We start from the raw sequence: 24,202 nt of genomic DNA, 5'->3' as shown, positions 1-24,202 counted from the left end.
ACACCGAAATGAGGCCTTCGGCGTCACATCCGGGGACGTTCAGCCATAGAGGTCGCGCAGACGTTCGGCCGTACCGGCAAAACGTTCGCGCAGGGCGGCGGGTGCGAGGACCTCGGCCTCCGCCCCGAGGGCCAGCAACTGCTCGTAGGCCACGTCGGCCGACTCGACCGGCAGGACGACCGTGCGCAGCCCGTCGGCGTCCGGACCGGCCGCCGCTGCCAGCGCCTCCTCGGCCGCGGCCCGGTCCACGGCCTGCGGCAGCCGGCGCACACCCGCCTCCGACAGCCGCACCGTCACCTCCGCGCGCAGGATCGACCGGGCGAACTGCGCCGCCCGCTCCTCCCAGAAGCCCGGCAGGTCGAAGTCCTCGTCCCGGTCGAAGCGGGTCCCGGACACGGCGACCGCGGTGAACCGGTCGACGCGGTACACCCGCACGTCCTCGCCCGCCCGCGCGCAGACGTACCAGACCCCGGCCTTCAGGACGAGTCCGTACGGCGCCAGCTCGCGCTCCACCTCGGCACCGGGCCCGCGGCGGTAGCGCGCGAGGACGAGCCGGTCGTCCCAGACGGCCTCCGCCACGGCGGGCAGCAGCTCCGGGGTGACCGGGTCGTGGTACCAGCCGGGGGCGTCCAGGTGGAAGCGCCGGGCCGCCGTGTGCGAGGCGTCCCGGAGCGAGGGGAGGAGGGCGGCCGAGACCTTGAGCCGCGCGGCCGACGCCGCGTCGTCGAGGCCCATCTCGCGCAGCGCGGAGGGCAGCCCGGACAGGAACAGGGCCTCCGCCTCGTGGCGCGCCAGACCGGTCAGGCGCGTCCGGTAGCCGCCGACGAGCCGGTAGCCGCCCGTCCGGCCCCGGTCGGCGTACACGGGCACCCCGGCCTCGGAGAGGGCCTGGGCGTCCCGCGTCACGGTGCGCTCCGACACCTCCAGCTCCCGCGCCAGTTCGGCGGCGGTCATGGAGGCGCGGGACTGCAGGAGCAGCACCATCTTGATCAGGCGGGCGGCACGCATGCGGACCATTGTGGCGCCCGGCGGGTACGACGACGGGGGCGGGCACCGGGCGAACCCGGTACCCGCCCCCGCCGAGGACTCACATCCCGTACTTCTCCCGGGCCTCCTTGACCTTCGAGGCCGGGATCTCACCACGGCGGGCGAGCTGGGCCAGCGCGGCGACCGCGACCGACTCGGCGTCGACCCCGAAGTGGCGGCGCGCACCCTGGCGGGTGTCGGAGAGGCCGAAGCCGTCCGTGCCGAGCGAGGACCAGTCCTGCTCCACCCACTGGCTGATCTGGTCCGGCACCGCGCGCATCCAGTCGCTGACCGCGAGGACCGGGCCCGGCGCGCCGGAGAGCGCCTGCGTCACGTACGGCACGCGCTCCTCGCCGCGCAGCAGCGCCGCGTCGGACTCCAGGGCGTCGCGGCGCAGCTCGCCCCACGAGGTGGCGGACCAGACGTCGGCCGTGACACCCCAGTCGGCGGCGAGCAGCTCCTGGGCCTCCAGGACCCAGTGGATCGCCGTACCCGAACCGAGGAGCTGGATGCGCGGGGCGTCCTCCGCCGCCGGCGCGCCCTCCTTGAAGCGGTACAGGCCCTTGACGATGCCGTCCTCGACGCCCTCGGGCATCGCGGGCTGCTGCTTGGGCTCGTTGTAGACCGTCAGGTAGTAGAAGACGTCCGAGTCCTCGCCGGGGGCCGCCTGGCCGTACATCCGGCGCAGACCGTCCTTGACGATCACCGCGATCTCGTACGCGAACGCCGGGTCGTAGTTGAGCGACGCCGGGTTCGTGGACGCGATCAGGTGCGAGTGGCCGTCCGCGTGCTGGAGGCCCTCACCGGTCAGCGTCGTGCGGCCCGCGGTGGCGCCGACGATGAAGCCCTTGCCGAGCTGGTCGGCGAGCTGCCACATCTGGTCGCCGGTCCGCTGCCAGCCGAACATCGAGTAGAAGATGTAGAACGGGATCATCGTCTCGCCGTGCGTCGCGTACGACGTGGCGGCGGCGATGAAGTCGGCCATGGCGCCGGCCTCGGTGATCCCCTCGTTGAGGATCTGGCCGTCCGTGGCCTCCTTGTAGTACATCAGCTGGTCGCGGTCGACCGGGTCGTACGTCTGGCCCAGCGGCGAGTAGATGCCCGCCGACGGGAACAGCGACTCCATGCCGAAGGTACGGGCCTCGTCCGGGACGATCGGAACCCAGCGCCTGCCCGTCTCCTTGTCCCGCATCAGGTCCTTCACCAGGCGGACGAACGCCATGGTGGTGGCCATCTCCTGCTTGCCCGAGCCCTTGTACAGGGCCTTGAAGGCGCGCTCCTCCGGCTCGGGCAGCGCCACGGCGTGCACCCGGCGGGCGGGGGCCGGACCACCGAGGGCGGCACGGCGCTCCTGGAGGTAGCGGACCTCGGGGGAGTCGGCGCCCGGGTGGCCGTAGGGGACCAGCCCGTCCTCGAAGGCGCTGTCCGGGATCGGGAGGCCGAGCAGCTCGCGCATGCCCTTGAACTCGTCGATGGACAGCTTCTTCATCTGGTGGTTGGCGTTCTTGGACTCGAAGCCCTTGCCGAGCGTGTAGCCCTTGACCGTCTGGGCCAGGATCACGGTCGGCGCGCCCTTGTGCTCGACGGCGGCGCGGTAGGCCGCGTACACCTTGCGGGCCTCGTGGCCGCCGCGGGAGCTGTAGAAGCACTCGGCGATCTTCGCGTCGCTCAGCAGCTTCGCCAGTTCGGCGAGCGCGGGCTCGGCGCCGAAGAAGTGCTCGCGGATGTAGGCCACGTCACGGGTGGCGTACGTCTGGAACTGGGCGTCCGGGACCTCGCGCAGGCGGCGGATCAGCGCACCGGTGGTGTCCAGCTGGAACAGCTCGTCCCAGGCGTTGCCCCAGAGCGTCTTGATGACGTTCCAGCCGGCTCCGCGGAACGCGCCCTCCAGCTCCTGGACCACGCGGAAGTTGGCGCGGACGGGGCCGTCGAGGCGCTGCAGGTTGCAGTTGATGACGAAGGTCAGGTTGTCGAGCCGCTCGCGCGCCGCGAGGGCGAGGGCGGCGGTCGACTCGGGCTCGTCCATCTCGCCGTCGCCCAGGAAGGCCCAGACGTGCGAGTTCGACGTGTCCTTGATCTTGCGGTTCGCCAGGTAGCGGTTGAAACGCGCCTGGTAGATGGCCGAGAGCGGGCCGAGGCCCATCGACACGGTGGGGAACTCCCACAGCCAGGGCAGCCGCCGCGGGTGCGGGTAGGACGGCAGGCCGTCGCCGCCCGACTCCTGGCGGAAGTTGTCGAGCTGCTGCTCGCCGATGCGGCCGTCGAGGAAGGCGCGGGCGTAGATGCCGGGCGAGGCGTGGCCCTGGATGTAGAGCTGGTCGCCGGAGCCGTCACCCTCCTTGCCGCGGAAGAAGTGGTTGAAGCCGGTCTCGTACAGCCAGGCCGCCGAGGCGAACGTGGCGATGTGGCCGCCGACGCCGTACCGGGCGCCCCGGGTGACCATCGCGGCCGCGTTCCAGCGGTTCCACGCGGTGATCTTCGATTCCATCTCCAGGTCGCCGTCGAAGGCGGGCTCCGCGGAGGTGGGGATGGTGTTGACGTAATCGGTCTCCAGCAGCTTGGGCAGCGCGATGCCGGCGCCCTCGGCGTGCTGGAGAGAGCGCCGCATCAGGTACGCGGCGCGGTGCGGGCCCGCGGCCTTGGTGACGGCGTCCAGGGAGGCCGCCCATTCGGCGGTCTCCTCGGGGTCGCGGTCCGGGAGCTGGTCGAGCTCGCTCGGAAGCTTTGCTACGGGGTCGGTCATGATCGCCGCCTTCCGGAGTGGAGGGGGGTGGAGAAGGCCCTGACGGGCAGGACAGGGCGATCGGGCCGGTGGGCCCGCGACTGAACTGTAAGTCGTCGATCGATGATCGATCAAAGGGTGAAGGGCAAAACTTCTCGATATGAAGAAAAGTGGCATGCGGTGCCGCGAAACGGGGCACGGAGTGACGGGATCAAAGGGGTGAAAAGGACCTCGGTGTGCACGGCAGAGCGCGGGGTGTCGCAGATGGGCGCCCAGGTCAGGCCGCTTTTCACGCGCGCGGGGCGCACCCGAGGACGTGCTCCTTCACGAGGACGGCGATCTGCGGGTCCCGCCGCAGGAACGCGTCGATGAGAGCCTCGTGCTCCTCGGCGTACGACTTCTGCACCGTGCCCAGCCAGCGGATCGACAGCGCCGTGAACACCTCGATGCCCAGCCCCTCCCAGGTGTGCAGCAGCACGGCGTTCCCGGCGGCCCGCACCATCTCGCGGTGGAAGGCGACCGTGTGCCGCACCTGCGCCTCGCCGTCGGCCAGCCGGTCCGCCTCGTAGAGGGCCGCCACGTGCGGCGCGAGCGCCGAGCAGTCCTCGGCGAGGGCCGGAGCCGCGAGCTCGGCCGCGATCTGCTCCAGCCCCGCCCGTACGGGATAGCTCTCCTCCAGGTCCGCCGCCGTGAGGCTGCGCACCCGGACACCCTTGTTGGGGGCCGACTCGATCAGCCGCAGCGTCTCCAGCTCCCGCAGCGCCTCGCGCACCGGGGTCTGGCTGACCTCCAGCTCCGTCGCGATGCGGCGCTCCACGATCCGCTCGCCCGGCTTCCAGCGCCCGCTGACTATTCCCTCCACGATGTGCTCGCGGATCTGTTCGCGCAGCGAGTGGACGACGGGCGGGGTCATGAGGGGCTCCTTCGTGGCGAACCGTTGATGCCTGCGCGGGCAACGGCGGCCGGGGAACGACCGGTGGTGTCTAGACAATACGGCGGCGCCCCCGCCCGGAAGGGTTCCGGACGGGGGCGCCGCTGGTGAGGCTGGTTACAGCTCTGCCGCTCAGAGACCGAGCTCGACCTCGAACTCGCCCGCCTCGAGGATCGCCTTGACCGTGGTCAGGTAACGGGCGGCGTCCGCGCCGTCCACCAGACGGTGGTCGTAGGACAGGGAGAGGTAGGTCATGTCACGGATGCCGATGACCGTGCCCTCCGCCGTCTCGATGACCGCCGGACGCTTGACCGTGGCACCGATGCCCAGGATGGCGGCCTGGTTCGGAGGCACGATGACCGTGTCGAACAGCGCGCCGCGCGAACCGGTGTTGCTGACGGTGAAGGTCGCGCCGGACATGTCGTCCGGAGTGAGGCCGCCACCGCGTGCCTTGCCGGCCAGCTCGGCGGTCTTCTTCGCGATACCGGCGATGTTCAGGTCGCCCGCACCCTTGATGACCGGGGTCATCAGACCCTTCTCGGCGTCCACGGCGATGCCGATGTTCTCCGAGTCGAAGTACGTGACGGTGCCCTCGTCCTCGTTGATCCGGGCGTTGACGACCGGGTGGGCCTTCAGCGCCTGGGCCGCCGCCTTCACGAAGAACGGCATCGGGGACAGCTTGACGCCCTCACGGGCGGCGAAGGACTCCTTCGCCTGGTTGCGCAGCTTCATCAGCTTGGTGATGTCGACCTCGAGGACCGTGGTCAGCTGGGCCTGCGAGTGCAGCGCCTTCATCATGTTGTCGCCGATGAGCTTGCGCATGCGGGTCATCTTGACCGTCTGACCGCGCAGCGGGGACGCCTCCAGCTTCGGCGCGGCCTTGGCCGCGGGAGCGGCTGCGGCCGGAGCCGGAGCCGCGGCGGCCTTGGCGGCCTCCGCGGCGGCGGCGACGTCCTGCTTGCGGATGCGGCCACCGACGCCGGTGCCCTTGACCGAGCCCAGGTCGACGCCGTTCTCGGCGGCGAGCTTGCGGACCAGCGGCGTGACGTACGCGCCGTCGTCACCGGAGGGCGCGGCCGGGGCGGCCGGTGCCTGCGCGGCCGGAGCCGGAGCCGGAGCGGCAGGCGCGGGGGCCGGAGCGGGCGCGGCGGGTGCCGGAGCCGCGGGGGCCGCCGGTGCCGGTGCCGGTGCCGGAGCGGCCGGTGCCGGAGCCTGCGCGGCCGGGGCGGGAGCGGCCGGAGCCGGTGCCGGAGCGGCGGCGGGGGCCGGAGCGGCCTCGGCCGGAGCGGCGGCGGGGGCGGCACCCGGAGCACCGATGACGGCGAGCTTGGCGCCGACCTCGGCGGTCTCGTCCTCACCGACGACGATCTCCAGCAGCACACCGGCGACCGGCGCGGGGATCTCGGTGTCGACCTTGTCCGTGGAGACCTCGAGCAGGGGCTCGTCCTCCGCGACCTCCTCGCCGACCTCCTTCAGCCAGCGGGTGACGGTGCCCTCGGTGACGCTCTCACCGAGCGCGGGGAGGGTGACGTCGGTACCGGAGGCACCACCGGCCGGAGCGGCTGCGGGGGCCGGGGCCTGGGCAGCGGGCGCCTCGGGGGCGGGGGCCTCGGCGGCGGGCTCCTCGGCGGCCGGGGCCGGAGCGGCCTCCGGCTCGGCGGCCGGCGCGGACTCGGCCGCGGGTGCGCCCGAGCCGTCGTCGATGACGGCCAGCTCGGCGCCGACCTCGACGGTCTCGTCCTCGGCGACCTTGATCGACGAGAGGATGCCCGACGCGGGGGCCGGGATCTCGGTGTCGACCTTGTCGGTCGAGACCTCGAGCAGCGGCTCGTCGGCCTCGACGCGCTCGCCCTCGGCCTTCAGCCAACGGGTGACAGTGCCCTCGGTGACGCTCTCGCCGAGCGCCGGAAGGGTTACGGAAACCGACATGGTTTCAGTTGCTCCTTACGAAAGTGCGGATGTGGTCGGTCGTCGCCCGGGACTGGATCAGTCGTGGGAGTGGAGAGGCTTGCCGGCCAGGGCCAGGTGGGCCTCGCCCATGGCCTCGTTCTGCGTCGGGTGGGCGTGGATGAGCTGCGCGACCTCGGCCGGCAGCGCCTCCCAGTTGTAGATCAGCTGGGCTTCGCCGACCTGCTCGCCCATACGGTCACCGACCATGTGGACGCCGACCACGGCACCGTCCTTGACCTGGACGAGCTTGATCTCGCCCGCGGTCTTCAGGATCTTGCTCTTGCCGTTGCCCGCCAGGTTGTACTTGAGCGCGACGACCTTGTCCGCGCCGTAGATCTCCTTGGCCTTGGCCTCGGTGATGCCGACCGAGGCGACCTCGGGGTGGCAGTACGTCACCTTCGGCACGCCGTCGTAGTCGACGGGCACGGTCTTGAGGCCGGCCAGACGCTCCGCCACGAGGATGCCCTCGGCGAAGCCGACGTGCGCGAGCTGGAGGGTCGGGACCAGGTCGCCCACGGCCGAGATCGTCGGGACGTTGGTCTGCATGTACTCGTCGACGAGGACGTAGCCGCGGTCCATCGCGACCCCCGCCTCCTCGTAGCCCAGACCCTGGGAAACGGGGCCGCGGCCGATCGCGACCAGCAGCACCTCCGCCTCGAAGGTCTTGCCGTCGGCGAGGGAGACCTTGACGCCGTCCTGCGTGTACTCGGCCTTGTCGAAGAAGGTGCCGAGGTTGAACTTGATGCCGCGCTTGCGGAACGCGCGCTCCAGGAGCTTCGAGCTGTTCTCGTCCTCGACCGGGACCAGGTGCTTCAGGCCCTCGACGATCGTGATGTCGGTGCCGAAGGACTTCCACGCCGAGGCGAACTCGACGCCGATGACGCCGCCGCCCAGGACGATCGCGGACTTGGGCACGCGGTCCAGCTTCAGCGCGTGGTCCGAGGAGATGATGCGGTTGCCGTCGATCTCCAGACCCGGCAGCGACTTCGGCACGGAGCCGGTCGCCAGGAGCACGTGGCGCCCCTGCACGCGCTGGCCGTTCACGTCCACCGAGGTGGGCGACGACAGGCGTCCCTCACCCTCGATGTAGTGGACCTTGCGCGAGGCGATGAGTCCCTGCAGGCCCTTGTAGAGGCCCGAGATCACGTCGTCCTTGTACTTGTGGACGGCCGCCATGTCGATGCCCTCGAAGGTGGCCTTCACGCCGAACTGCTCGGCCTCGCGGGCCTGGTCGGCGATCTCGCCGGCGTGCAGCAGCGCCTTCGTGGGGATGCAGCCGTTGTGCAGGCAGGTGCCGCCGACCTTGCCCTTCTCGATCAGTGCGACGTCCAGGCCCAGCTGAGCTCCGCGCAGGGCCGCGGCGTAACCGCCACTGCCACCGCCGAGGATCACTAGGTCGAAAACGGTGCTGGCGTCGTTCGCCACGTCACGTCCTCCATGCATGTGCGCCGTATGCCGGGCCCCGTCGCTGGGGTGTGACCGGCCGGTCGGCTGGTGTTCGGCCGCTTGCGTTGTTCGGCCCTGTGGTGGGGGCCCTGTCCTGCCGAGAACCCATCTTCGCACTTGTTGCGGGCGGACGGGACGCGGGCCCCTGCTCCGGGCCGGACGATCACCGGGCCCGGCCCGTTACCGATGCGTACGGATCTCCGGAAAGCAGGCCGGAGCCGAAGGGGGAACGCCCACGGCCCCGGACGTTATGCCCGGGGCCGTGTACGGCGCGTGAGCACCGCGGGCGGAGCGTCCGCGCGAGGCGGGCGGACCGGACCTCAGCCGAGGTCGCCGGCCGCCGTGCGCTCGGCCAGCCTGACCAGGGTGCGGACCGCGGAGCCGGTGCCGCCCTTGGGCGTGTAGCCGTACGGCGCGCCCTCGTGGAAGGCCGGGCCCGCGATGTCCAGGTGCGCCCAGGCGATGCCCTCGCCCACGAACTCCTTGAGGAACAGGCCGGCCACCAGGCCGCCGCCCATGCGCTCGCCCATGTTGGCGATGTCGGCGGTCGGGGAGTCCATGCCCTTGCGCAGGTCGGAGGGGAGCGGCATCGGCCACGAGGCCTCGCCGACCTCCTCGGCGATCTCGTGGATCGACGTACGGAAGGCGTCGTCGTTCGACATCACACCGAAGGTGCGGGCGCCGAGGGCCATGACCATCGCGCCGGTCAGGGTCGCGACGTCGACGATCGCGTCGGGCTTCTCCTCCGAGGCGCGGGTCAGCGCGTCGGCGAGGACCAGGCGGCCCTCGGCGTCCGTGTTGAGGACCTCGACGGTCTTGCCGCTGTACATGTGCAGCACGTCACCCGGGCGGGTGGCGTTGCCGGAGGGCATGTTCTCGGCCAGGGCCAGCCAGCCGGTGACGTTGACCTGGAGGCCGAGGCGGGAGGCCGAGACGACGGCGGCGAACACGGCGGCCGCACCGCTCATGTCGCACTTCATCGTCTCGTTGTGGCCGGCCGGCTTGAGCGAGATGCCGCCCGAGTCGTAGGTGATTCCCTTGCCCACGAGGGCCAGGGTCTTCTCGGCCTTGGGGTGGGTGTAGGCCAGCTTGACCAGGCGCGGTCCGTGGGTGGAGCCCTGACCGACGCCGAGCAGGCCGCCGTAACCGCCCTTGACGAGCGCCTTCTCGTCGAGGACCTGCACCTTGATGCCGTGCTCCTTGCCGGCGGCGGTGGCCACGGCGGCGAAGGACTCGGGGTACAGGTCGTTCGGCGGGGTGTTGATCAGGTCGCGGGCGCGGTTGATCTCCTCGACCAGCGCGACGGCGCGCTCGGCGGCCGCCTTGAAGGCCTTGTCGCGCGGCTTGGTGCCGAGCAGGGCGACCTCGCCGAGCGGCAGCTTCCGGGCGTCGGGCTTGGCGCCCTTGGGGGCGAGCTTGTTCTCGCCGCCCTGGTAGGCGGTGAAGGCGTACGCGCCGAGGAGGGCGCCCTCCGCCACGGCCGAGGCGTCCTCGACCGACTCGGTCGGCAGTGCGAATCCGGCCTTCTTCGAGCCCTTCAGCGCACGGGCGGCGCTGCCGGCGGCCCGGCGCAGCGTCTCGGCGTCGTAGGCGTCGTCCTTCTCCGGGGCCGTACCGAGTCCGACGGCGATGACGACCGGGGCCTTCAGGCCGGACGGGGCGGGGAGCTTGGTCACTTCGCCCTCGGCCCCGGAGGCGCCCAGCGTCTCCAGGACGGCGGCGAGCTTTCCGTCGAACGCCTTGTCCACGGCCTCGGCGCCCGGTGCCACGACCAGGCCCCCGGACTTGGACCCAGCGCCCTTGGCGACACCGACGACGAGTGCGTCGGCGCGCAGCGTCGCCGCACCTGAGGTGCTGAGAGTGAGAGCAGTCACGGTGGTGAAATCTCGCTTTCGTTGAGTTGTGTGCCGGTCGAGGGGTGGGCCGACCGGGCCCGGCGCATCGTGGACACCGCCGCGATGTGCCGGATATGAGCCTACGCGCGCCCGAGTCCCGGCCTCACGGGGGCGGGCCCGTCCGCCGGGCTCGGCGCCCGCGGCGGCCGCCCGCAGGGCCCTGCGGGCGGCCTGCGGGCGGGGCGGTCAGCCCAGTGCGAGCACCAGGAGGGCCGTGGTGGCGGCGGTCTCCTCCAGCGCGCCGAACACGTCTCCGGTCACCCCGCCGAGGCGCCGCACGCAGTGACGCAGCATCAGGTGCGCCGCTCCGGCGCCCGCCAGGGCGGCGAGCGCCTGGTGGAGTGCCGCGCCGGGTCCGCCCAGCAGGACGCCGGCCCCGGCGCAGCAGGCGACCACGGCGCAGGCCACGGCCATCGCGCGCAGCGGCGGCACCGTCTCCGCGACCGCCGCGCCCAGGCCCTCCGGCCGCGCCGCCGGGACACCGCGGCGCGAGGCGAGCGTCAGCGCGAGCCTGGCCGTGACGGCGGCGGCCACCGTGCCCAGCGCGCCGTCGGCCCACCCCCGGCCGTAGAGCTCGAAGAGGGCGGCGACCTGGCCCAGCAGCACGAACAGCAAGGTGACGACGCCGAACGGGCCGATGTCCGACTGCTTCATGATGCGCAGCGCCGCCTCGGCGGGCTTCGCGCTGCCGAGCCCGTCGGCGGTGTCCGCGAGACCGTCCAGGTGCAGCCCCCTGGTCACCGCGGCCGGGAGCGCGGCCGAGGCGACCGCCGCCGCCAGCGGCCCCGCCCCGCCGAGCAGCAGCAGACTCCCGGGGACGGCGGCGAGCAGGCCCACGGCGAGCCCGGCGAGCGGAGCGCACAGCATGCCGGCGCGGGCGGTCCGGCGGTCCCAGCGGGTGACGCGGACGGGGAGCGCGGTCAGGGTGCCGAAGGCGAAACGCAGGCCGTGGCTGTTCAGGGAGGTCACCGCGCGCACGCTAGCCGGTGTGACCGGGCGCCAGATGGGGCAAAGTGGCTCGAAAGCCGCATAGGTGGGTCTCCGGGTGGAGGTGGCATGGGTCACTGGTTCCAGCAGAACATCGTCGAACCGGGCAAGCTCCCGCTGCTGATCGCCCTCAGCGCCTTCGTCCTGACCTTCGCCGTCACCCGGATGATCACCCGCATGATCAGGGCGGGGAAGGGGCCGTTCCGCAACATCACGCCCGGCGGGGTTCACGTCCACCACGTGGTGCCCGGCGTCGTGCTCTCGGTGGTCGGAGGGTTCGGCGCGGTCGCGAGCGGCCAGCAGGGCGTGGCCGCCGGGGCCTTCGCGGTCGTCTTCGGCATCGGCGCGGGCCTCGTGCTCGACGAGTTCGCCCTGATCCTGCACCTGGACGACGTGTACTGGACCGAGGAGGGCCGGCAGAGCGTGGAGGTCGTCGTCCTCACCGCCTCGCTCGTCCTGCTCGTGCTGCTCGGGTTCTCACCGCTCGGCGTGGACGAGCTGACGGGTGAGGAGCAGCAGAGCAGGACCGGCGTCGTCCTGACCTACATCTGCAACTTCGGCTTCGTGCTGACCGCCCTGTTCAAGGGCAAGGCCCGGATGGCGGTGATCGGGACGCTCATCCCGTTCATCGCGCTCATCGGGGCGATCCGGCTGGCGAGGCCCGCCTCGTTCTGGGCGAAGCGCTTCTACCGCCGCCGCCACCGGGCCCGTGCCAGAGCGGTCCTGAGGGCGTATCACCACGACGTCCGCTGGGCCGGTCCCCGGCGCCGCTTCCAGGACCTGATCGGCGGGGCCCCGGACAGGACCCCGCTCCCGGGGCCCCGGCCCGGCCCCGGTCCCTGAGACGCTCAGGCGGTCGTCCCGGCCGGCCGCGGGTCCCCGGGCGCCTCGCTGTCCCCGGCGGACCCCGTTTCCTGCCCGGCGTCCTCCGAGGGCTTCGCCCCGTCCCCGGCCGACTCCTGCTCCCGCTCGGGGAGTTCCGCCGCGAGCGCCGCGGCGGCCTGCACGAGGGGGAGCGCCAGCAGCGCGCCGCTTCCCTCACCGACCGTCACCCCGTGGTCCAACAGCGGGGTCAGGGCCATCCGGTCCAGCGCCTTCGCCTGCGCGGGCTCACCGCTCACCTGGCCGGCGAGCCACCAGTCGGGGGCCCGGAAGGCCGCGCGCTGGGCCACCAGCGCGCACGCGGCCGCGACCACGCCGTCCAGTATCACGGGCATCCGGCGCACCGCGCTCTGCAGCAGGAAGCCGGTCATCGCCGCCAGATCCGCGCCGCCCACCGCCGCCAGCAGCTCCAACTGGTCCCCGAGCACCGGGCGGGCCCGCCGCAGCGCGTCCCGGATCGCCGCGCACTTGCGCATCCACGCCAGGTCGTCGATGCCGGCGCCGCCGCGCCCCGTCACCACCGAGGCGTCCGTGCCGCACAGGGCGGCGATCAGCGTCGAGGCCGCCGTCGTGCCGCCGACACTGAGGTCACCCAGCACCACCAGGTCCGTGCCGGAGTCGGCCTCCTCGTCCGCGACGCGCATCCCGAGGCGTACGGCCCGCTCGGCCTCCTCGGCCGTGAGCGCGTCCTCGACGTCGATCCGGCCGCTGCCCCGTCGCACGCGGTCGCGCACCACGGCGTCCGGCAGCAGCCCGGGGTCGCAGTCCAGGCCGGCGTCCACGATCCGTACGGGCACGGAGAAGCGGCGGGCCAGCACGGCGACGGGGGTGGCGCCGTCCAGCGTCGCCCGTACCAGCCGGTGCGCGGTCCCGGCGGCCCGGCCGGAGACCCCCAGCCCGGCGACCCCGTGGTCACCGGCGAACAGCACGACGCGCGGGTGGTCCACCGGCTTGACCGGTACCGACTGCTGGGCGGCCGACAGCCATTCACCCAGTTCGTCGAGCCTGCCGAGCGCGCCCACGGGCACGGCCAGCCGCTCCCGGCGTTCCTCGGCGTCACGCCGCACACCCCCGTCGGGGCGTTCGATCAGGTCGGAGAAGTCGTCCAGATTCACGGGGGTCTGCCTCGCGGGTCGTCACAGGGTGGGCCGGAACCCCGCTGAGGGCTCCTGCCGGGAACAGTACCCGGCAGCCCCGCGCACATCCCCGTCCCCGCACCCACGGCGATCAGCCGCGCAGCACCAGGGCCCGCCCGGCCACCACCAGCAGCACCTCCTCGCACTCGGCGGCGAACGCCGCGTTCAGACGGCCCAGTTCGTCACGGAAACGGCGGCCGGAGGCCGTCGCCGGGACCACGCCCGACCCGGCCTCGTTGGTCACCGCGACGACCGTGCGACGCGTCCCGCGCACCGCGCGGACCAGTTCCGCGACCCGCTCGCGCAGCTTCGCCTGCCCGCCGTCCGTCCACCCGGTGTCGTCCCACGCGTCCACCCGGTCCATGGCGTCCGTCAGCCACAGCGACAGGCAGTCGATCAGCAGGGGCGGCCCGTCCTGTTCCAGCAGCCCCGCCAGCTCGCACGTCTCCTCGGTGCGCCACGCCGCCGGCCTGCGTTCCCGGTGCAGGCCGATCCGGGCCTCCCACTCCGTGTCGCCCTGCCGCCGGCCGCCGGTCGCGACGTACACCACCTCGGGATACGTCTCGAGGCGCTGCTCGGCCTCCACCGACTTCCCCGACCGCGCCCCGCCGGTCACCAGCGTGCGCCGGGGCACCTCGGGTACCGCGTGGTACGCGCCGACCGGCAGGGTCGTCCCGTCCGGCACGGCCCGGGCCCCGGCGGCCGCGAGCCGCCGGTCCAGTTCGGCGCCCGGCGGCGCGTCGTGGTCCAGGTGGACCGCGACGACCTCGGTGGCGGTGGTGACCGCCCCGACGGCGCGCAGCCTGGCCACGGCGTCCGGCCTGCCGGTCACGTCGCACACGACCATGTCGTAGGGCTCGGCGAACGGATCGGCCAGACCGGCGGGGGAGGCCCCGGGAGGCAGGTAGAGCAGGCGCTCGCCCTCCGGCGACGTCACCTCGTATCCGGTGCCGGGCGCGTCCATCGCCATGGCCCGGACCCGGTGGCCGCTGATCAGCGTCAGCTCCTGGCCGTCCGGCACCCGTCCGGCGGCGGGCAGGGAGGCGGGCAGCTCCACCGCCGGCCCGTCATGAGGATGGGTCAGCAGCACCTGGCGCACGCCCGAGAGCGAACGGCCGGCGCGCGCCGCGGCGAACACGGCTCCCGGGGTGAGATCCAGCAGCAGGGCGTCGTCGACGAGCAGCGCGGTGGCGGCGCGGGCCCGCGCACCGCGGGACGACGCGCATACGGCGCACGGGCAGTCGGGCCGCGGCAGCCCGTCGGGGGCTCCGGTGCCGAGCAGAGTCAGTTCCACGCTCCGATCCTCCCGTGTCCGTGAAGCACCTGCGCGCCCGGCACACCCACTAGTCTTCGGGGAGCAACGTGACCCAGGAGGCGGACATGGCGTGGACGTGGCGGTTCGAGAAGTCCGACGGTACGGAGACGGAGCCGGCGCTGCAGCCGGAGGAGTTCACGACGCAGGGCGACGCGGAGTCCTGGATCGGTGAGTTCTGGAAGGAACTCCTGGAAGGCGGTGCGCACCAGGTGACGCTCTTCGAGGACGCGACGAAGATCTACGGACCCATGAGTCTCCAGGCCGACTGAGGCTCCCGGACCCGCCCGGACCCGGTGTCCGGGCGGGGCACCACCGGTTCCCGGCGCCGGACGGGCCCCGCGGTCCCGGCCGCAGGACCCTAGATCTCGCCCAGGGTGACCTGGACCGTCTTCTTCGCGTCCCCCCGGGTGTACGCCACGGTGACCTTCTCGCCGGGCTCGTCGTCCGCCAGCGCCTCCGAGAGCGAGGTGATGGTGGTGACCCGGTCGTCGCCGATCCGGGTGATGACGTCCCCGACGCGCAGACCCGCACCGGCGGCCGCGCCGCCCTTCTGGACGCTGACGATCGCGACGCCCGCCGGCCGGTACTCGTCGTCGACGACCGTGCGGCCCGTGATGTTCAGCGCCGCCCGGCCCGAGTCGGTGACCTTGCCCGACTCGATGATCTGGTCGGCGACCGTGCGGACCATGGAGACGGGGATCGCGAAACCGATCCCCGGTGCCGCGCCCTCGCCCAGCTGGGGATCGGTTGCCGCGAGCGTCGGGATGCCGATCACCTCGCTGTCGAGGTTGACCAGCGCGCCGCCGCTGTTGCCGGGGTTGATGGCCGCCGACGTCTGCACCATGTCGACGAGCGTCGCCCCCGTGCCGCCGCCGGACGCGCTCTCGCTGACGGTCCGGCCCACGGCCGAGACGATGCCCTGGGTGACGCTGCTGGACAGCCCGAGCGGGGAACCCATCGCCAGGACGATCTGCCCCACCTCGACGGTGTCGGTGTCACCGAAACGCGCGGCGCGCAGCCCCTCGGGCACGTTGTCGAGCTTGACGACCGCCAGGTCCTGCTCCGGATAGGAGGAGACCAGCGTGGCCTTCAGCTCCTTCTCACCGGTCGCGACGCTGACGTCGAAGGTCTTCTCGCTGCCCACGACGTGCGCGTTCGTGACGATGTGGCCCTTGTCGTCGTAGACGATGCCCGATCCGAGCCCGTCCCCGGCGGCGATCTGCACCACGGAGGGCAGCACGTCCTTGATGACCGCCTGGTACTGGTCCTCGAGGTCACCGGCCGCCCGCGACACCACCCCCTGCCGCGCCGGAGCCGCAGCCGGTGCGGGGCCGGGCCCCGAACAGCCCCCCGCCAGGACGGCCGCGCACACGGCGGCGGCCGACGGCACGAGGAAGCGGCGTACACGGCTTCGGTACGGCGATGCGTCCATGCCCGGAGTATCGCCGGGCCACGGAGCCGGTGCCCTGCGCTGGTGGGCCGATCAGGCGTACGCCCGGGCGCGGTTCAGCCGCGTACCCCGCACAGGTGCAGCAGGGCGGCGATCCCGCGGTAGGGGTCGGTGCGCCCCGCGCGGTCCTCGGCGGCGAACACCCGCGCCAGCTCCTCGGGGCCGGGCAGCTCCGCCGCGTTGTCCGCGTTGTCCGTGAAGACGCGCACGCCGTACCAGGCGTGCAGCGGCGCCGCGATGCCGGCGAGCGTGTCCCGCAGCGTCCCGAGCCGGTCGGCCCGGACGTCGAGGCCGAGCCTGTTCGTGTAGGTGTCCGAGTCGAACGCCGCGAGCGCCGCGCCGAAGTCGCCCGCGGTCCCGGGCCGCATCGCCAGGGCGTCCGCGTTGCGCACGAGCAGCGACAGGAGGCCGCCGGGCGCCAGCATCCGGGCCAGGCCGGCCAGCATGGGATCGGGCTCGGGGACGTACATCAGCACGCCGTGGCAGAGGACCACGTCGAAACTGCCGGGCAGGAAGTGCACCCCGGTGTCACGGCCGTCGCCCTCGATGAGGCGCATCCGCTCCCGGATGCCCTCGGGCTCGCCCGCGAGGGACTCCCGCGCGGACCGCAGCATCTCGGGGTCGGACTCGAGGCCCGTCACGGAGTGGCCGGCCCGCGCGAGGCGCAGGGCCTGGGTGCCCTGGCCCATGCCGACGTCCAGCACCCGCAGCCGCTGCCCCACGGGGAAGCGCCCGGCTATCTGCTCGTCGAGCTGCCGGGCGACGAGCTCCTGGCGGACCGTGTTGCGCAGTCCACCGAGCCCGTCCAGCCACTGGGACGACACCCCCGTGAAGCCGGAGGTCTCCGTGCTCAGGGCCGCTCTCCCCGCTTGACCTGCGGCTTCGGCAGACGAAGACGGCGCATCTGCAGCGTGCGCATCAGCCCGTAGGCCACCGCGCCGCGCTTCGGGGTGTCCGGGAAGCGCTGCGCGAGCTGCTTCTTGAGCCGGAAGCCGAGGCCGACGGAGTCGACGACGATCAGCACGATCACGCCGAGCCAGAGCAGCAGCGAGATGTTCTGGATGTTCTGCACCTGGATCACGCTGAGGATCAGGATGATCACCGCGAGCGGCAGGAACCACTCCGCGATGCAGAAGCGCGAGTCCACGAAGTCACGGACGTAGCGCCGCACCGGGCCCTTGTCGCGTGCCGGCAGGTAGCGCTCGTCGCCCGAGGCGAGCGCCTCGCGCTGCCGGGCCATGTCGGAGCGGCGTGCTTCGCGCTGGCGCTTGGCGGCCTCCTTGCGGTCCGCCGGCGCACCACTGGAGGCACGCCGACGCTGCGTCTGGGCGTCGCTGCGCCGGGGGGTGGGGCGACCTTTGGGAGCCTGGGGGTCGCGGGGCTGCTTGGAGAGGTCCGCCGTCACCTTGTCGGTGGGGGCCTTCTCTTCCTTGGAACGGCTACGGAACACAAAACCCAAGGGTAAGGGGTCGCCCGCGACAACCGGGGACCGGCCGGGAACGATCCGGCAACGGCCCGCGTCCAGAAAAGCGGCGTGACGGGGGCAGAACGGACGGGTGCCGCGACTTTCCCTGATCTTCGTCTACTCCCTGGGCGGGAGCGTCCACCGGCCGCAGTCGTCCTTGGGGAGGAGCACATCCGTGCTCGAACAGTGCGGTAATGGAGACAGGGCCCGTACTGTGGGTTCTGTTGGAGTGCTGGAGCTCAGTCCGTCAGAAGGGGGCGCGCGAAGCCCATGAGCGGTGTCATGAAGCGTATGGGAATGATCTTCCGCGCGAAGGCAAACAAGGCCCTTGACCGGGCCGAGGATCCGCGCGAGACCCTCGATTACTCGTACCAGAAGCAGCTCGAACTGCTGCAGAAGGTGCGCCGCGGTGTCGCCGACGTGGCGACCTCGCGCAAGCGGCTGGAGCTGCAGCTGAACCAGCTGCAGGGCCAGTCGTCCAAGCTGGAGGACCAGGGCCGCAAGGCGCTCGCGCTCGGTCGCGAGGACCTGGCCCGCGAGGCGCTGTCCCGGCGCGCCGCTCTCCAGCAGCAGGTCTCCGACCTGGAGACGCAGCACCAGACGCTGCAGGGCGAGGAGGAGAAGCTCACTCTCGCGGCCCAGCGGCTCCAGGCCAAGGTCGACGCCTTCCGCACGAAGAAGGAGACCATCAAGGCCACCTACACCGCCGCCCAGGCCCAGACCCGGATCGGCGAGGCCTTCTCGGGCATCTCCGAGGAGATGGGCGACGTCGGCCTCGCGATCCAGCGGGCCGAGGACAAGACCCAGCAGCTCCAGGCGCGGGCCGGGGCCATCGACGAACTGCTGGCCTCGGGCGCGCTCGACGACCCGTCCGGCACGGCGAAGGACGACATCGCCGCCGAGCTGGACCGGATCTCCGGTGGTTCGGACGTGGAGCTGGAGCTCCAGCGCATGAAGGCCGAGCTGGCCGGCGGCTCCGCCGGACAGCAGCAGGCCATCGAGGGCGGCACGCAGGACGCGGCACCGCAGTCGCAGCAGTCCCCGCACAAGTTCGACAAGCAGTGAGGGCGGCGTCATGATCGTACGGATCATGGGGGAGGGCCAGGTCAGCCTGGCCGACAGTCACATCGCCGAGCTGAACGAGCTCGACGACATACTCCTCGCGGAGATGGAGAGCGGTGACGGACCGGGCTTCCGGACCACGCTCCACGCGCTCCTGGACAAGGTGCGCGAGCTCGGCTCGCCGCTCCCCGACGACTCCCTGGAGCCGTCCGAACTGATCCTTCCGGCACCCGACGCCACCCTCGAAGAGGTGCGCTCCATGCTCCGCGACGACGGGCTCATCCCCGGCTGAACGGCCCGGGTCCCTCCCCACCGCACTCCTCACGCCGCCCCGCTCCGGTCCCTCCGGAGCGGGGCGGCGTGCTGCCGGAGCGCCCCTCCACGCGGCGGGCCCGTTCCCGGCGCTGTGACGGCGCCCGGCGGGTCCGTCCCCGGTGCTGTGACGGCGCCCTCGCACGGAACGGACCACGGCGTCGGCGACACGCCGTACCGTTGCTCGACGTGACCACCCTCGGAACCGGCTTCGTGCGGCCCCGCCGCTGGCTTCGCGGCCATCCCCTCGCCTTCGACCGGGGACTGGCCGCGGCCGTGCTGGCCTGCATGATCTGCGCGTCGTTCGCCGAGCCGAACCCGGGCCACGAACCCATCTTCGGCGCCCGCACCCCGGAACCGTCCAGTGTGCTGCTGATGACGCTGGCCGCCGGGGCGCTGGTGATGCGCCGGCGCAGGCCCATGGCCGTGCTCGCCGCGACGGGCCTGCTGTCCGCCGTCGAGTTCGTCCTGATGGACCCGCCCGCCCCCGTCGTGATGAGCACGGTCATCGCCCTGTTCACCGTCGCGTCCCGCACCGACCGGCCCACCACCTGGCGGGTCGGCCTGCTGACCATGGGCGTGCTGACCGTGGCCGCCATGGTCGTCGGCAGCACCCCCTGGTACAGCCAGGAGAACCTCGGCGTCCTCGCCTGGACCGGACTGGCCGGCGCCGCCGGGGACGCGGTACGCAGCAGGCGGGCGTTCATCGGCGCGATCAGGGAGCGGGCCGAGCGCGCGGAACGCACCCGCGAGGAGGAGGCCCGCCGCAGGGTCGCCGAGGAACGCCTGCGGATCGCCCGCGACCTGCACGACGTCGTGGCCCACCACATCGCCCTGGTCAACGTGCAGGCCGGGGTGGCCGCCCACGTCATGGACAAGCGCCCCGACCAGGCCAAGGAGGCGCTCGCCCACGTCCGCGAGGCCAGCCGCTCCGCGCTCAACGAACTCCGGGCCACCGTCGGGCTCCTGCGGCAGTCCGGCGACCCGGAGGCGCCCACCGAACCCGCACCCGGGCTCGCGGTCCTCGACACGCTGGTCGACACCTTCCGCAACGCGGGACTGCCCGTCGAGGTGGCCTGCGCCGACCGCGACAGCCCGCTGCCCGCCGCCGCCGACCTCGCCGCGTACCGGATCATCCAGGAGGCCCTGACGAACGTGCGCAAGCACGCGGGGGGTGACGCGAAGGCCGAGGTCAGCGTCGTCCGGGTCGGGGAGACCGCGGAGATCACCGTCCTCGACGACGGAAGGGGCGCGGAACCGCGCCCGGCGTCCTCCTCCGACGGCGGCGGCCACGGCCTGATCGGCATGCGCGAGCGGGTCACCGCCCTCGGCGGCACACTGACGGCCGGACCCCGTTACGGAGGCGGATTCCGGGTCCATGCGATCCTGCCCGTCACGTCCCGCACACGTGCGCCGGAGGGGCCGGTCACCGCGGAGACGACGGGGGGATCCGCATGACGACGCCCATCAAGGTGCTGCTGGCCGACGACCAGGCCCTGCTGCGCAGCGCGTTCCGGGTGCTGGTCGACTCCGAGCCGGACATGCGGGTCGTCGGCGAGGCCGCGGACGGTGCCGAGGCCGTCTCGCTCGCCCGCTCGACCCTCGCCGACGTCGTGCTGATGGACATCCGCATGCCGGGCACCGACGGCCTCACCGCCACCCGGATGATCAGCGCGGACCCCGACCTGGCGGGCGTACGGATCGTCATGCTCACCACCTTCGAGGTGGACGACTACGTGGTGCAGTCCCTGCGGGCCGGTGCCTCGGGCTTCCTCGGCAAGGGCGCGGAGCCGGACGAGCTGCTGAACGCCATCCGCATCGCCGCGGCCGGCGAGGCGCTGCTCTCCCCGGCCGCGACCAAGGGCCTCATCGCCACGTTCCTGGCCCAGGGCGGCACCGCGGGCGAGGGGCCCGACGCGGCGGAGTACACCGAACGCCTCGCCGCCCTCACCCAGCGCGAGCGCGAGGTGCTCGTGCTGGTCGCCGGAGGCCACTCCAACGACCAGATCGCCGAACGCCTCGCCGTCAGCCCGCTCACCGTGAAGACCCACGTGAACCGGGCCATGGCCAAGCTGTCCGCGCGCGACCGGGCCCAACTGGTCGTCATCGCCTACGAGTCGGGTCTGGTGCGCCCCCGGGCGGAGTGAGCGGCCCGGTACGCACCCGGGGGAGCGCGGGGAGGAGACGGCCCGCTCCCCGGTGGTGCCGGGCCTGCCCCGGGTGGAGACGGGCCCGCTCCCGGGTGGAGCGGAAGGTGGAGACGGCGTACTCCAGGCGCGGTATGCGGGAGATAAGAAAGCAACCCGGGGGCCGACGTCTTCGCGCGCGGGAGCGGCGATCGTATAGGTGGGCGGGCTGAGTCCCTGCTGTGTCCGCTGTCGCGTCACCGAACAGCCGCCCCACTGCCGCGTACGCCACGGAAGAGAGACCCACCCATGTCCTGGCTGTCCAGATTCAGCCTCGCGCAACGGGCCCTGATCGGGCTGATCTCGATCGTCGCGCTCGTCTTCGGAGCCATCGCGATCCCGCAGCTCAAGCAGCAGCTGCTGCCCACCATCGAACTCCCGATGGTGTCGGTGCTGGCGCCCTACCAGGGTGCGTCTCCCGACGTGGTCGAGAAGCAGGTCGTCGAGCCCCTCGAGAACTCCATCAAGGCCGTCGACGGCGTCGAGGGCATCACCTCGACCGCCAGCGAGGGCAACGCCGTCATCATGGCGACGTTCGACTTCGGTGACGAGGGCACGAAGCAGCTCGTCGCCGACATCCAGCAGGCCGTGAACCGCGCCCGCGCCCAGCTGCCCGACGCGGTGGACCCGCAGGTCGTCGCGGGCTCGACCGACGACATCCCCACCGTCGTCCTCGCGGTCACCTCCGACAAGGACCAGCAGGCGCTGGCCGACCAGCTGGACCGCACGGTCGTCCCGGCGCTCGAGGACATCGACGGCGTGGGCCAGGTGACGGTCGACGGCGTGCAGGACCTCCAGGTCTCCGTCGTCCCCGACGACCGGAAGCTCGCCGCGGCCGGTCTGAACGCCGGCTCGCTGGCCCAGGCCCTCCAGGCGGGCGGCGCCACCGTCCCGGCCGGTTCCTTCTCCGAGTCGGGCAAGAGCCGCACCATCCAGGTCGGCGGTGCCTTCTCCTCGCTCCAGCAGATCCAGGACCTGAGGATCCCGCCGGCCGCCGAGGGCGCGGGCAAGGGCGGCAAGGCCGTCCGTGTCGGCGACATCGCCACGGTGACGCAGGAGCCCGCCACCGCGGTCTCCATCACCCGGACGAACGGCAAGCCCAGCCTCGCCGTCATGGCGACGATGGACAAGGACGGCAGCGCCGTCGCCATCTCCGACGCCGTCCAGGACAAGCTCCCGGACCTGCGCAAGGACCTCGGCGCGTCCGCCGAGCTGACCGTCGTGTCCGACCAGGGGCCCGCCGTCTCCAAGGCGATCTCCGGTCTCACCACGGAGGGCGGGCTCGGCCTGGTCTTCGCGGTCGTCGTGATCCTCGTCTTCCTCGCGTCGATCCGCTCGACGCTGGTCACCGCCGTCTCCATCCCGCTGTCCGTGGTCCTGGCGCTGATCGTGCTCTGGACCCGTGACCTGTCGCTGAACATGCTCACGCTCGGGGCGCTGACCATCGCGATCGGCCGCGTCGTCGACGACTCGATCGTGGTCCTGGAGAACATCAAGCGGCACCTCGGCTACGGCGAGGAGCGGCAGCCGGCGATCATCGCCGCCGTCCGGGAGGTGGCCGGCGCGGTCACCGCGTCCACGCTCACCACCGTGGCGGTCTTCCTGCCGATCGGCCTGGTCGGCGGCATGGTCGGCCAGCTCTTCGGCTCGTTCTCCCTCACCGTCACGGCGGCGCTGCTGGCCTCGCTGCTGGTCTCCCTGACCGTCGTGCCGGTCCTCTCGTACTGGTTCCTGCGGCCCCCCAAGGGCACCGACGCGGACCCGGACGAGGCGCGCCGCAAGGCCGAGGAGAAGGAAGCCGCCAGCCGGCTCCAGCGGATCTACGTCCCCGTCCTGCGCTTCGCCACCCGGCGCCGCGTCACCAGCGTCCTCATCGCCTTCGCGGTCCTGTTCGGCACCTTCGGCATGGCGCCGCTGCTGAAGACGAACTTCTTCGACCAGGGCGAGCAGGAGGTCCTCTCCATCAAGCAGGAGCTGACCCCCGGCACCAGCCTGGAAGCGGCGGACGAGGCCGCGCGGAAGGTCGAGAAGGTCCTCGCCGCCGACAAGGGCGTGGAGGACTACCAGGTCACCGTCGGCTCCTCCGGCTTCATGGCGGCCTTCGGCGGCGGTACGGGTGCCAACCAGGCGTCCTACCAGATCACCCTCAAGGACTCGGCGGACTTCGAGGCCACGCAGGAGCGGATCGACGAGGCCCTCGGCAAGCTCGACGGGATCGGCGACACCACGATCGCGGCGGGCGACGGGTTCGGCAGCCAGGACCTGAGCGTCGTGGTCAAGGCCGCCGACGGGGACGTCCTGCGGAAGGCGTCGGAAGCGGTCCGGGGAGAGGTCGCGAAGCTGAAGGACGTCACCGACGTCCAGAGCGACCTGGCGCAGAGCGTGCCGCGCATCTCGGTCAAGGCCAACGACAAGGCGGCGGACGCCGGATTCGACCAGACCACGCTGGGCGCGGTGGTCGCGGGCGCGGTGCAGGGCACCCCGTCCGGCAAGGCGATCATGGATGACGCCGAGCGCGACATCGTCGTGAAGTCCTCGCGTCCGGCCACCACCATGGCCGAGCTGAAGGCGCTGCCCCTCGGCCCCGTGAAGCTCGGCGACATCGCCGACGTCCGACTGGTGCCCGGCCCGGTCTCCATGACCCGGATCGACGGCCAGCGCGCGGCGACGATCACCGCCAAGCCGACCGGTGACAACACCGGCGCGGTCGGCGCCTCGCTCCAGAGCAGGATCGACGAACTGGACCTCCCCGAGGGCGCCACCGCGACCATCGGCGGTGTCACGCAGGACCAGGGCGACGCCTTCGTGAAGCTGGGGCTGGCCATGCTGGCGGCCATCGCGATCGTCTTCATGCTGCTGGTGGCGACCTTCCGGTCGCTGATCCAGCCGCTGATCCTGCTGGTCTCCATCCCGTTCGCCGCGACGGGAGCCATCGGCCTCCTGGTCCTCACGGGCACCCCGATGGGTGTGCCGGCGATGATCGGCATGCTGATGCTGATCGGCATCGTGGTGACCAACGCGATCGTGCTCATCGACCTGATCAACCAGTACAGGTCGCAGGGCATGGGCGTCGTCGAGGCGGTCGTCGAGGGCGGTCGTCACCGCCTGCGCCCGATCCTGATGACGGCACTGGCGACGATCTTCGCGCTGCTCCCGATGGCGCTCGGTGTGACCGGCGAGGGCGGCTTCATCTCCCAGCCCCTGGCGGTCGTGGTGATCGGTGGTCTGATCACCTCCACGCTGCTGACGCTGCTCCTGGTGCCGACGCTCTACGCGGTGGTGGAGCTCCGCAAGGAGCGCCGCGCGAAGAAGAAGGCCGCCAGGCGCGAGGCGACGTCCGGCACCCCGGCCGCGGAGGCGCCCGAGGAGGTCTCCTCCGAGGAGCCGGAGCCCGCGAAGGCCTGACCTGCCGCCGCTTCGTGAGGAGCGGTTCACGA

19 protein-coding genes are annotated in these 24,202 nt (G+C 72.5%); 7 read left to right on the top strand and 12 right to left on the bottom strand.

The window, feature by feature from the left end:
• Window positions 1-39: 39 nt before the first annotated feature.
• The 7 genes from OHT61_RS09045 to OHT61_RS09015 form a co-directional block, all read right to left on the bottom strand.
• Window positions 40-1,008: a helix-turn-helix transcriptional regulator gene (locus OHT61_RS09045; protein ID WP_329036667.1), complete on the bottom strand. Its 969-nt coding sequence runs from the start codon at window positions 1,006-1,008 to the stop codon at window positions 40-42.
• Window positions 1,009-1,087: 79 nt separating this feature from the next.
• On the bottom strand, window positions 1,088-3,769 hold the full coding sequence (aceE, locus tag OHT61_RS09040) for a pyruvate dehydrogenase (acetyl-transferring), homodimeric type (protein WP_329036666.1): 2,682 nt from the start codon (window positions 3,767-3,769) through the stop codon (window positions 1,088-1,090).
• A 268-nt stretch (window positions 3,770-4,037) separates the two neighbouring features.
• Window positions 4,038-4,661 (bottom strand): GntR family transcriptional regulator, encoded by a 624-nt coding sequence (locus OHT61_RS09035; RefSeq protein WP_329036665.1) that lies wholly within the window; start codon window positions 4,659-4,661, stop codon window positions 4,038-4,040.
• 150 nt (window positions 4,662-4,811) lie between these two features.
• Complete coding sequence (gene sucB, locus OHT61_RS09030; protein ID WP_329036664.1) at window positions 4,812-6,608, bottom strand: 2-oxoglutarate dehydrogenase, E2 component, dihydrolipoamide succinyltransferase; 1,797 nt, start codon at window positions 6,606-6,608, stop codon at window positions 4,812-4,814.
• Between the two features lie 57 nt (window positions 6,609-6,665).
• Entirely contained in the window at window positions 6,666-8,054 is a 1,389-nt protein-coding gene (gene lpdA, locus OHT61_RS09025) for a dihydrolipoyl dehydrogenase (protein ID WP_329036662.1), read from the bottom strand.
• A 341-nt stretch (window positions 8,055-8,395) separates the two neighbouring features.
• Entirely contained in the window at window positions 8,396-9,949 is a 1,554-nt protein-coding gene (locus tag OHT61_RS09020; RefSeq protein WP_329036660.1) for a leucyl aminopeptidase, read from the bottom strand.
• 207 nt (window positions 9,950-10,156) lie between these two features.
• A complete protein-coding gene (locus OHT61_RS09015) occupies window positions 10,157-10,939 on the bottom strand; it encodes an adenosylcobinamide-GDP ribazoletransferase (protein WP_329036657.1) in 783 nt (260 codons plus the stop codon).
• Window positions 10,940-11,026: 87 nt separating this feature from the next.
• Here OHT61_RS09015 and OHT61_RS09010 point away from each other — a divergent pair, with 87 nt between their 5' ends.
• Entirely contained in the window at window positions 11,027-11,800 is a 774-nt protein-coding gene (locus tag OHT61_RS09010) for a hypothetical protein (protein WP_329036656.1), read from the top strand.
• A gap of 5 nt (window positions 11,801-11,805) precedes the next feature.
• On the opposite strand, the gene cobT is transcribed toward OHT61_RS09010, so the two are convergent.
• Window positions 11,806-12,954, bottom strand: coding sequence for a nicotinate-nucleotide--dimethylbenzimidazole phosphoribosyltransferase (gene cobT / locus OHT61_RS09005; protein WP_329036655.1), 1,149 nt, complete (start codon window positions 12,952-12,954; stop codon window positions 11,806-11,808).
• 112 nt (window positions 12,955-13,066) lie between these two features.
• On the bottom strand, window positions 13,067-14,269 hold the full coding sequence (locus OHT61_RS09000; RefSeq protein WP_329036654.1) for a bifunctional adenosylcobinamide kinase/adenosylcobinamide-phosphate guanylyltransferase: 1,203 nt from the start codon (window positions 14,267-14,269) through the stop codon (window positions 13,067-13,069).
• An 86-nt stretch (window positions 14,270-14,355) separates the two neighbouring features.
• Here OHT61_RS09000 and OHT61_RS08995 point away from each other — a divergent pair, with 86 nt between their 5' ends.
• Complete coding sequence (locus OHT61_RS08995) at window positions 14,356-14,559, top strand: hypothetical protein (protein ID WP_329036649.1); 204 nt, start codon at window positions 14,356-14,358, stop codon at window positions 14,557-14,559.
• Window positions 14,560-14,648: 89 nt separating this feature from the next.
• Here OHT61_RS08995 and OHT61_RS08990 read toward each other — a convergent pair whose 3' ends face one another.
• The 3 genes from OHT61_RS08990 to OHT61_RS08980 all read right to left on the bottom strand — a co-directional run bounded on the left by OHT61_RS08990 (window position 14,649) and on the right by OHT61_RS08980 (window position 17,190).
• Window positions 14,649-15,722 (bottom strand): S1C family serine protease, encoded by a 1,074-nt coding sequence (locus OHT61_RS08990; RefSeq protein WP_329036646.1) that lies wholly within the window; start codon window positions 15,720-15,722, stop codon window positions 14,649-14,651.
• A 74-nt stretch (window positions 15,723-15,796) separates the two neighbouring features.
• Complete coding sequence (locus tag OHT61_RS08985) at window positions 15,797-16,564, bottom strand: class I SAM-dependent methyltransferase (RefSeq protein WP_443049380.1); 768 nt, start codon at window positions 16,562-16,564, stop codon at window positions 15,797-15,799.
• 26 nt (window positions 16,565-16,590) lie between these two features.
• Window positions 16,591-17,190 carry a DUF3043 domain-containing protein gene (locus OHT61_RS08980; RefSeq protein WP_329036644.1) on the bottom strand — a complete coding sequence of 200 codons (600 nt, stop codon included), beginning with the start codon at window positions 17,188-17,190 and terminating at the stop codon, window positions 16,591-16,593.
• 297 nt (window positions 17,191-17,487) lie between these two features.
• Here OHT61_RS08980 and OHT61_RS08975 point away from each other — a divergent pair, with 297 nt between their 5' ends.
• The 5 genes from OHT61_RS08975 (at window position 17,488) to OHT61_RS08955 (ending at window position 24,170) form a co-directional block, all read left to right on the top strand.
• Window positions 17,488-18,270: a PspA/IM30 family protein gene (locus OHT61_RS08975; protein WP_329036642.1), complete on the top strand. Its 783-nt coding sequence runs from the start codon at window positions 17,488-17,490 to the stop codon at window positions 18,268-18,270.
• A 10-nt stretch (window positions 18,271-18,280) separates the two neighbouring features.
• Window positions 18,281-18,559 (top strand): PspA-associated protein PspAA, encoded by a 279-nt coding sequence (gene pspAA, locus OHT61_RS08970; RefSeq protein ID WP_329036640.1) that lies wholly within the window; start codon window positions 18,281-18,283, stop codon window positions 18,557-18,559.
• Between the two features lie 209 nt (window positions 18,560-18,768).
• Window positions 18,769-20,037, top strand: a complete 1,269-nt coding sequence (locus OHT61_RS08965; protein ID WP_329036638.1) for a histidine kinase — start codon at window positions 18,769-18,771, stop codon at window positions 20,035-20,037.
• Entirely contained in the window at window positions 20,034-20,726 is a 693-nt protein-coding gene (locus OHT61_RS08960) for a response regulator transcription factor (protein WP_329036636.1), read from the top strand. The genes OHT61_RS08965 and OHT61_RS08960 overlap by 4 nt, the downstream gene beginning before the upstream one ends.
• A gap of 288 nt (window positions 20,727-21,014) precedes the next feature.
• Complete coding sequence (locus tag OHT61_RS08955) at window positions 21,015-24,170, top strand: efflux RND transporter permease subunit (RefSeq protein WP_329036634.1); 3,156 nt, start codon at window positions 21,015-21,017, stop codon at window positions 24,168-24,170.
• Window positions 24,171-24,202: the final 32 nt, after the last annotated feature.

Source organism: Streptomyces sp. NBC_00178 (genome assembly GCF_036206005.1).
Lineage (GTDB): Bacteria > Actinomycetota > Actinomycetes > Streptomycetales > Streptomycetaceae > Streptomyces.
The sequence above is the reverse complement of the archived record's forward strand: the minus strand, read 5'-3'. Positions and strand labels throughout refer to the sequence as shown.

Bases quoted from the DNA above. Each gene is read 5' to 3' on its own strand.
- OHT61_RS08990 (WP_329036646.1), bottom strand. From the start codon at position 15,722: ATGGACGCATCGCCGTACCGAAGCCGTGTACGCCGCTTCCTCGTGCCG.
- OHT61_RS09035 (WP_329036665.1), bottom strand. From the start codon at position 4,661: ATGACCCCGCCCGTCGTCCACTCGCTGCGCGAACAGATCCGCGAGCAC.
- sucB (WP_329036664.1), bottom strand. From the start codon at position 6,608: ATGTCGGTTTCCGTAACCCTTCCGGCGCTCGGCGAGAGCGTCACCGAG.
- OHT61_RS08955 (WP_329036634.1), top strand. From the start codon at position 21,015: ATGTCCTGGCTGTCCAGATTCAGCCTCGCGCAACGGGCCCTGATCGGG.
- aceE (WP_329036666.1), bottom strand. From the start codon at position 3,769: ATGACCGACCCCGTAGCAAAGCTTCCGAGCGAGCTCGACCAGCTCCCG.
- OHT61_RS08960 (WP_329036636.1), top strand. From the start codon at position 20,034: ATGACGACGCCCATCAAGGTGCTGCTGGCCGACGACCAGGCCCTGCTG.
- OHT61_RS08995 (WP_329036649.1), top strand. From the start codon at position 14,356: ATGGCGTGGACGTGGCGGTTCGAGAAGTCCGACGGTACGGAGACGGAG.
- pspAA (WP_329036640.1), top strand. From the start codon at position 18,281: ATGATCGTACGGATCATGGGGGAGGGCCAGGTCAGCCTGGCCGACAGT.
- OHT61_RS09010 (WP_329036656.1), top strand. From the start codon at position 11,027: ATGGGTCACTGGTTCCAGCAGAACATCGTCGAACCGGGCAAGCTCCCG.
- OHT61_RS09045 (WP_329036667.1), bottom strand. From the start codon at position 1,008: ATGCGTGCCGCCCGCCTGATCAAGATGGTGCTGCTCCTGCAGTCCCGC.
- OHT61_RS08975 (WP_329036642.1), top strand. From the start codon at position 17,488: ATGAAGCGTATGGGAATGATCTTCCGCGCGAAGGCAAACAAGGCCCTT.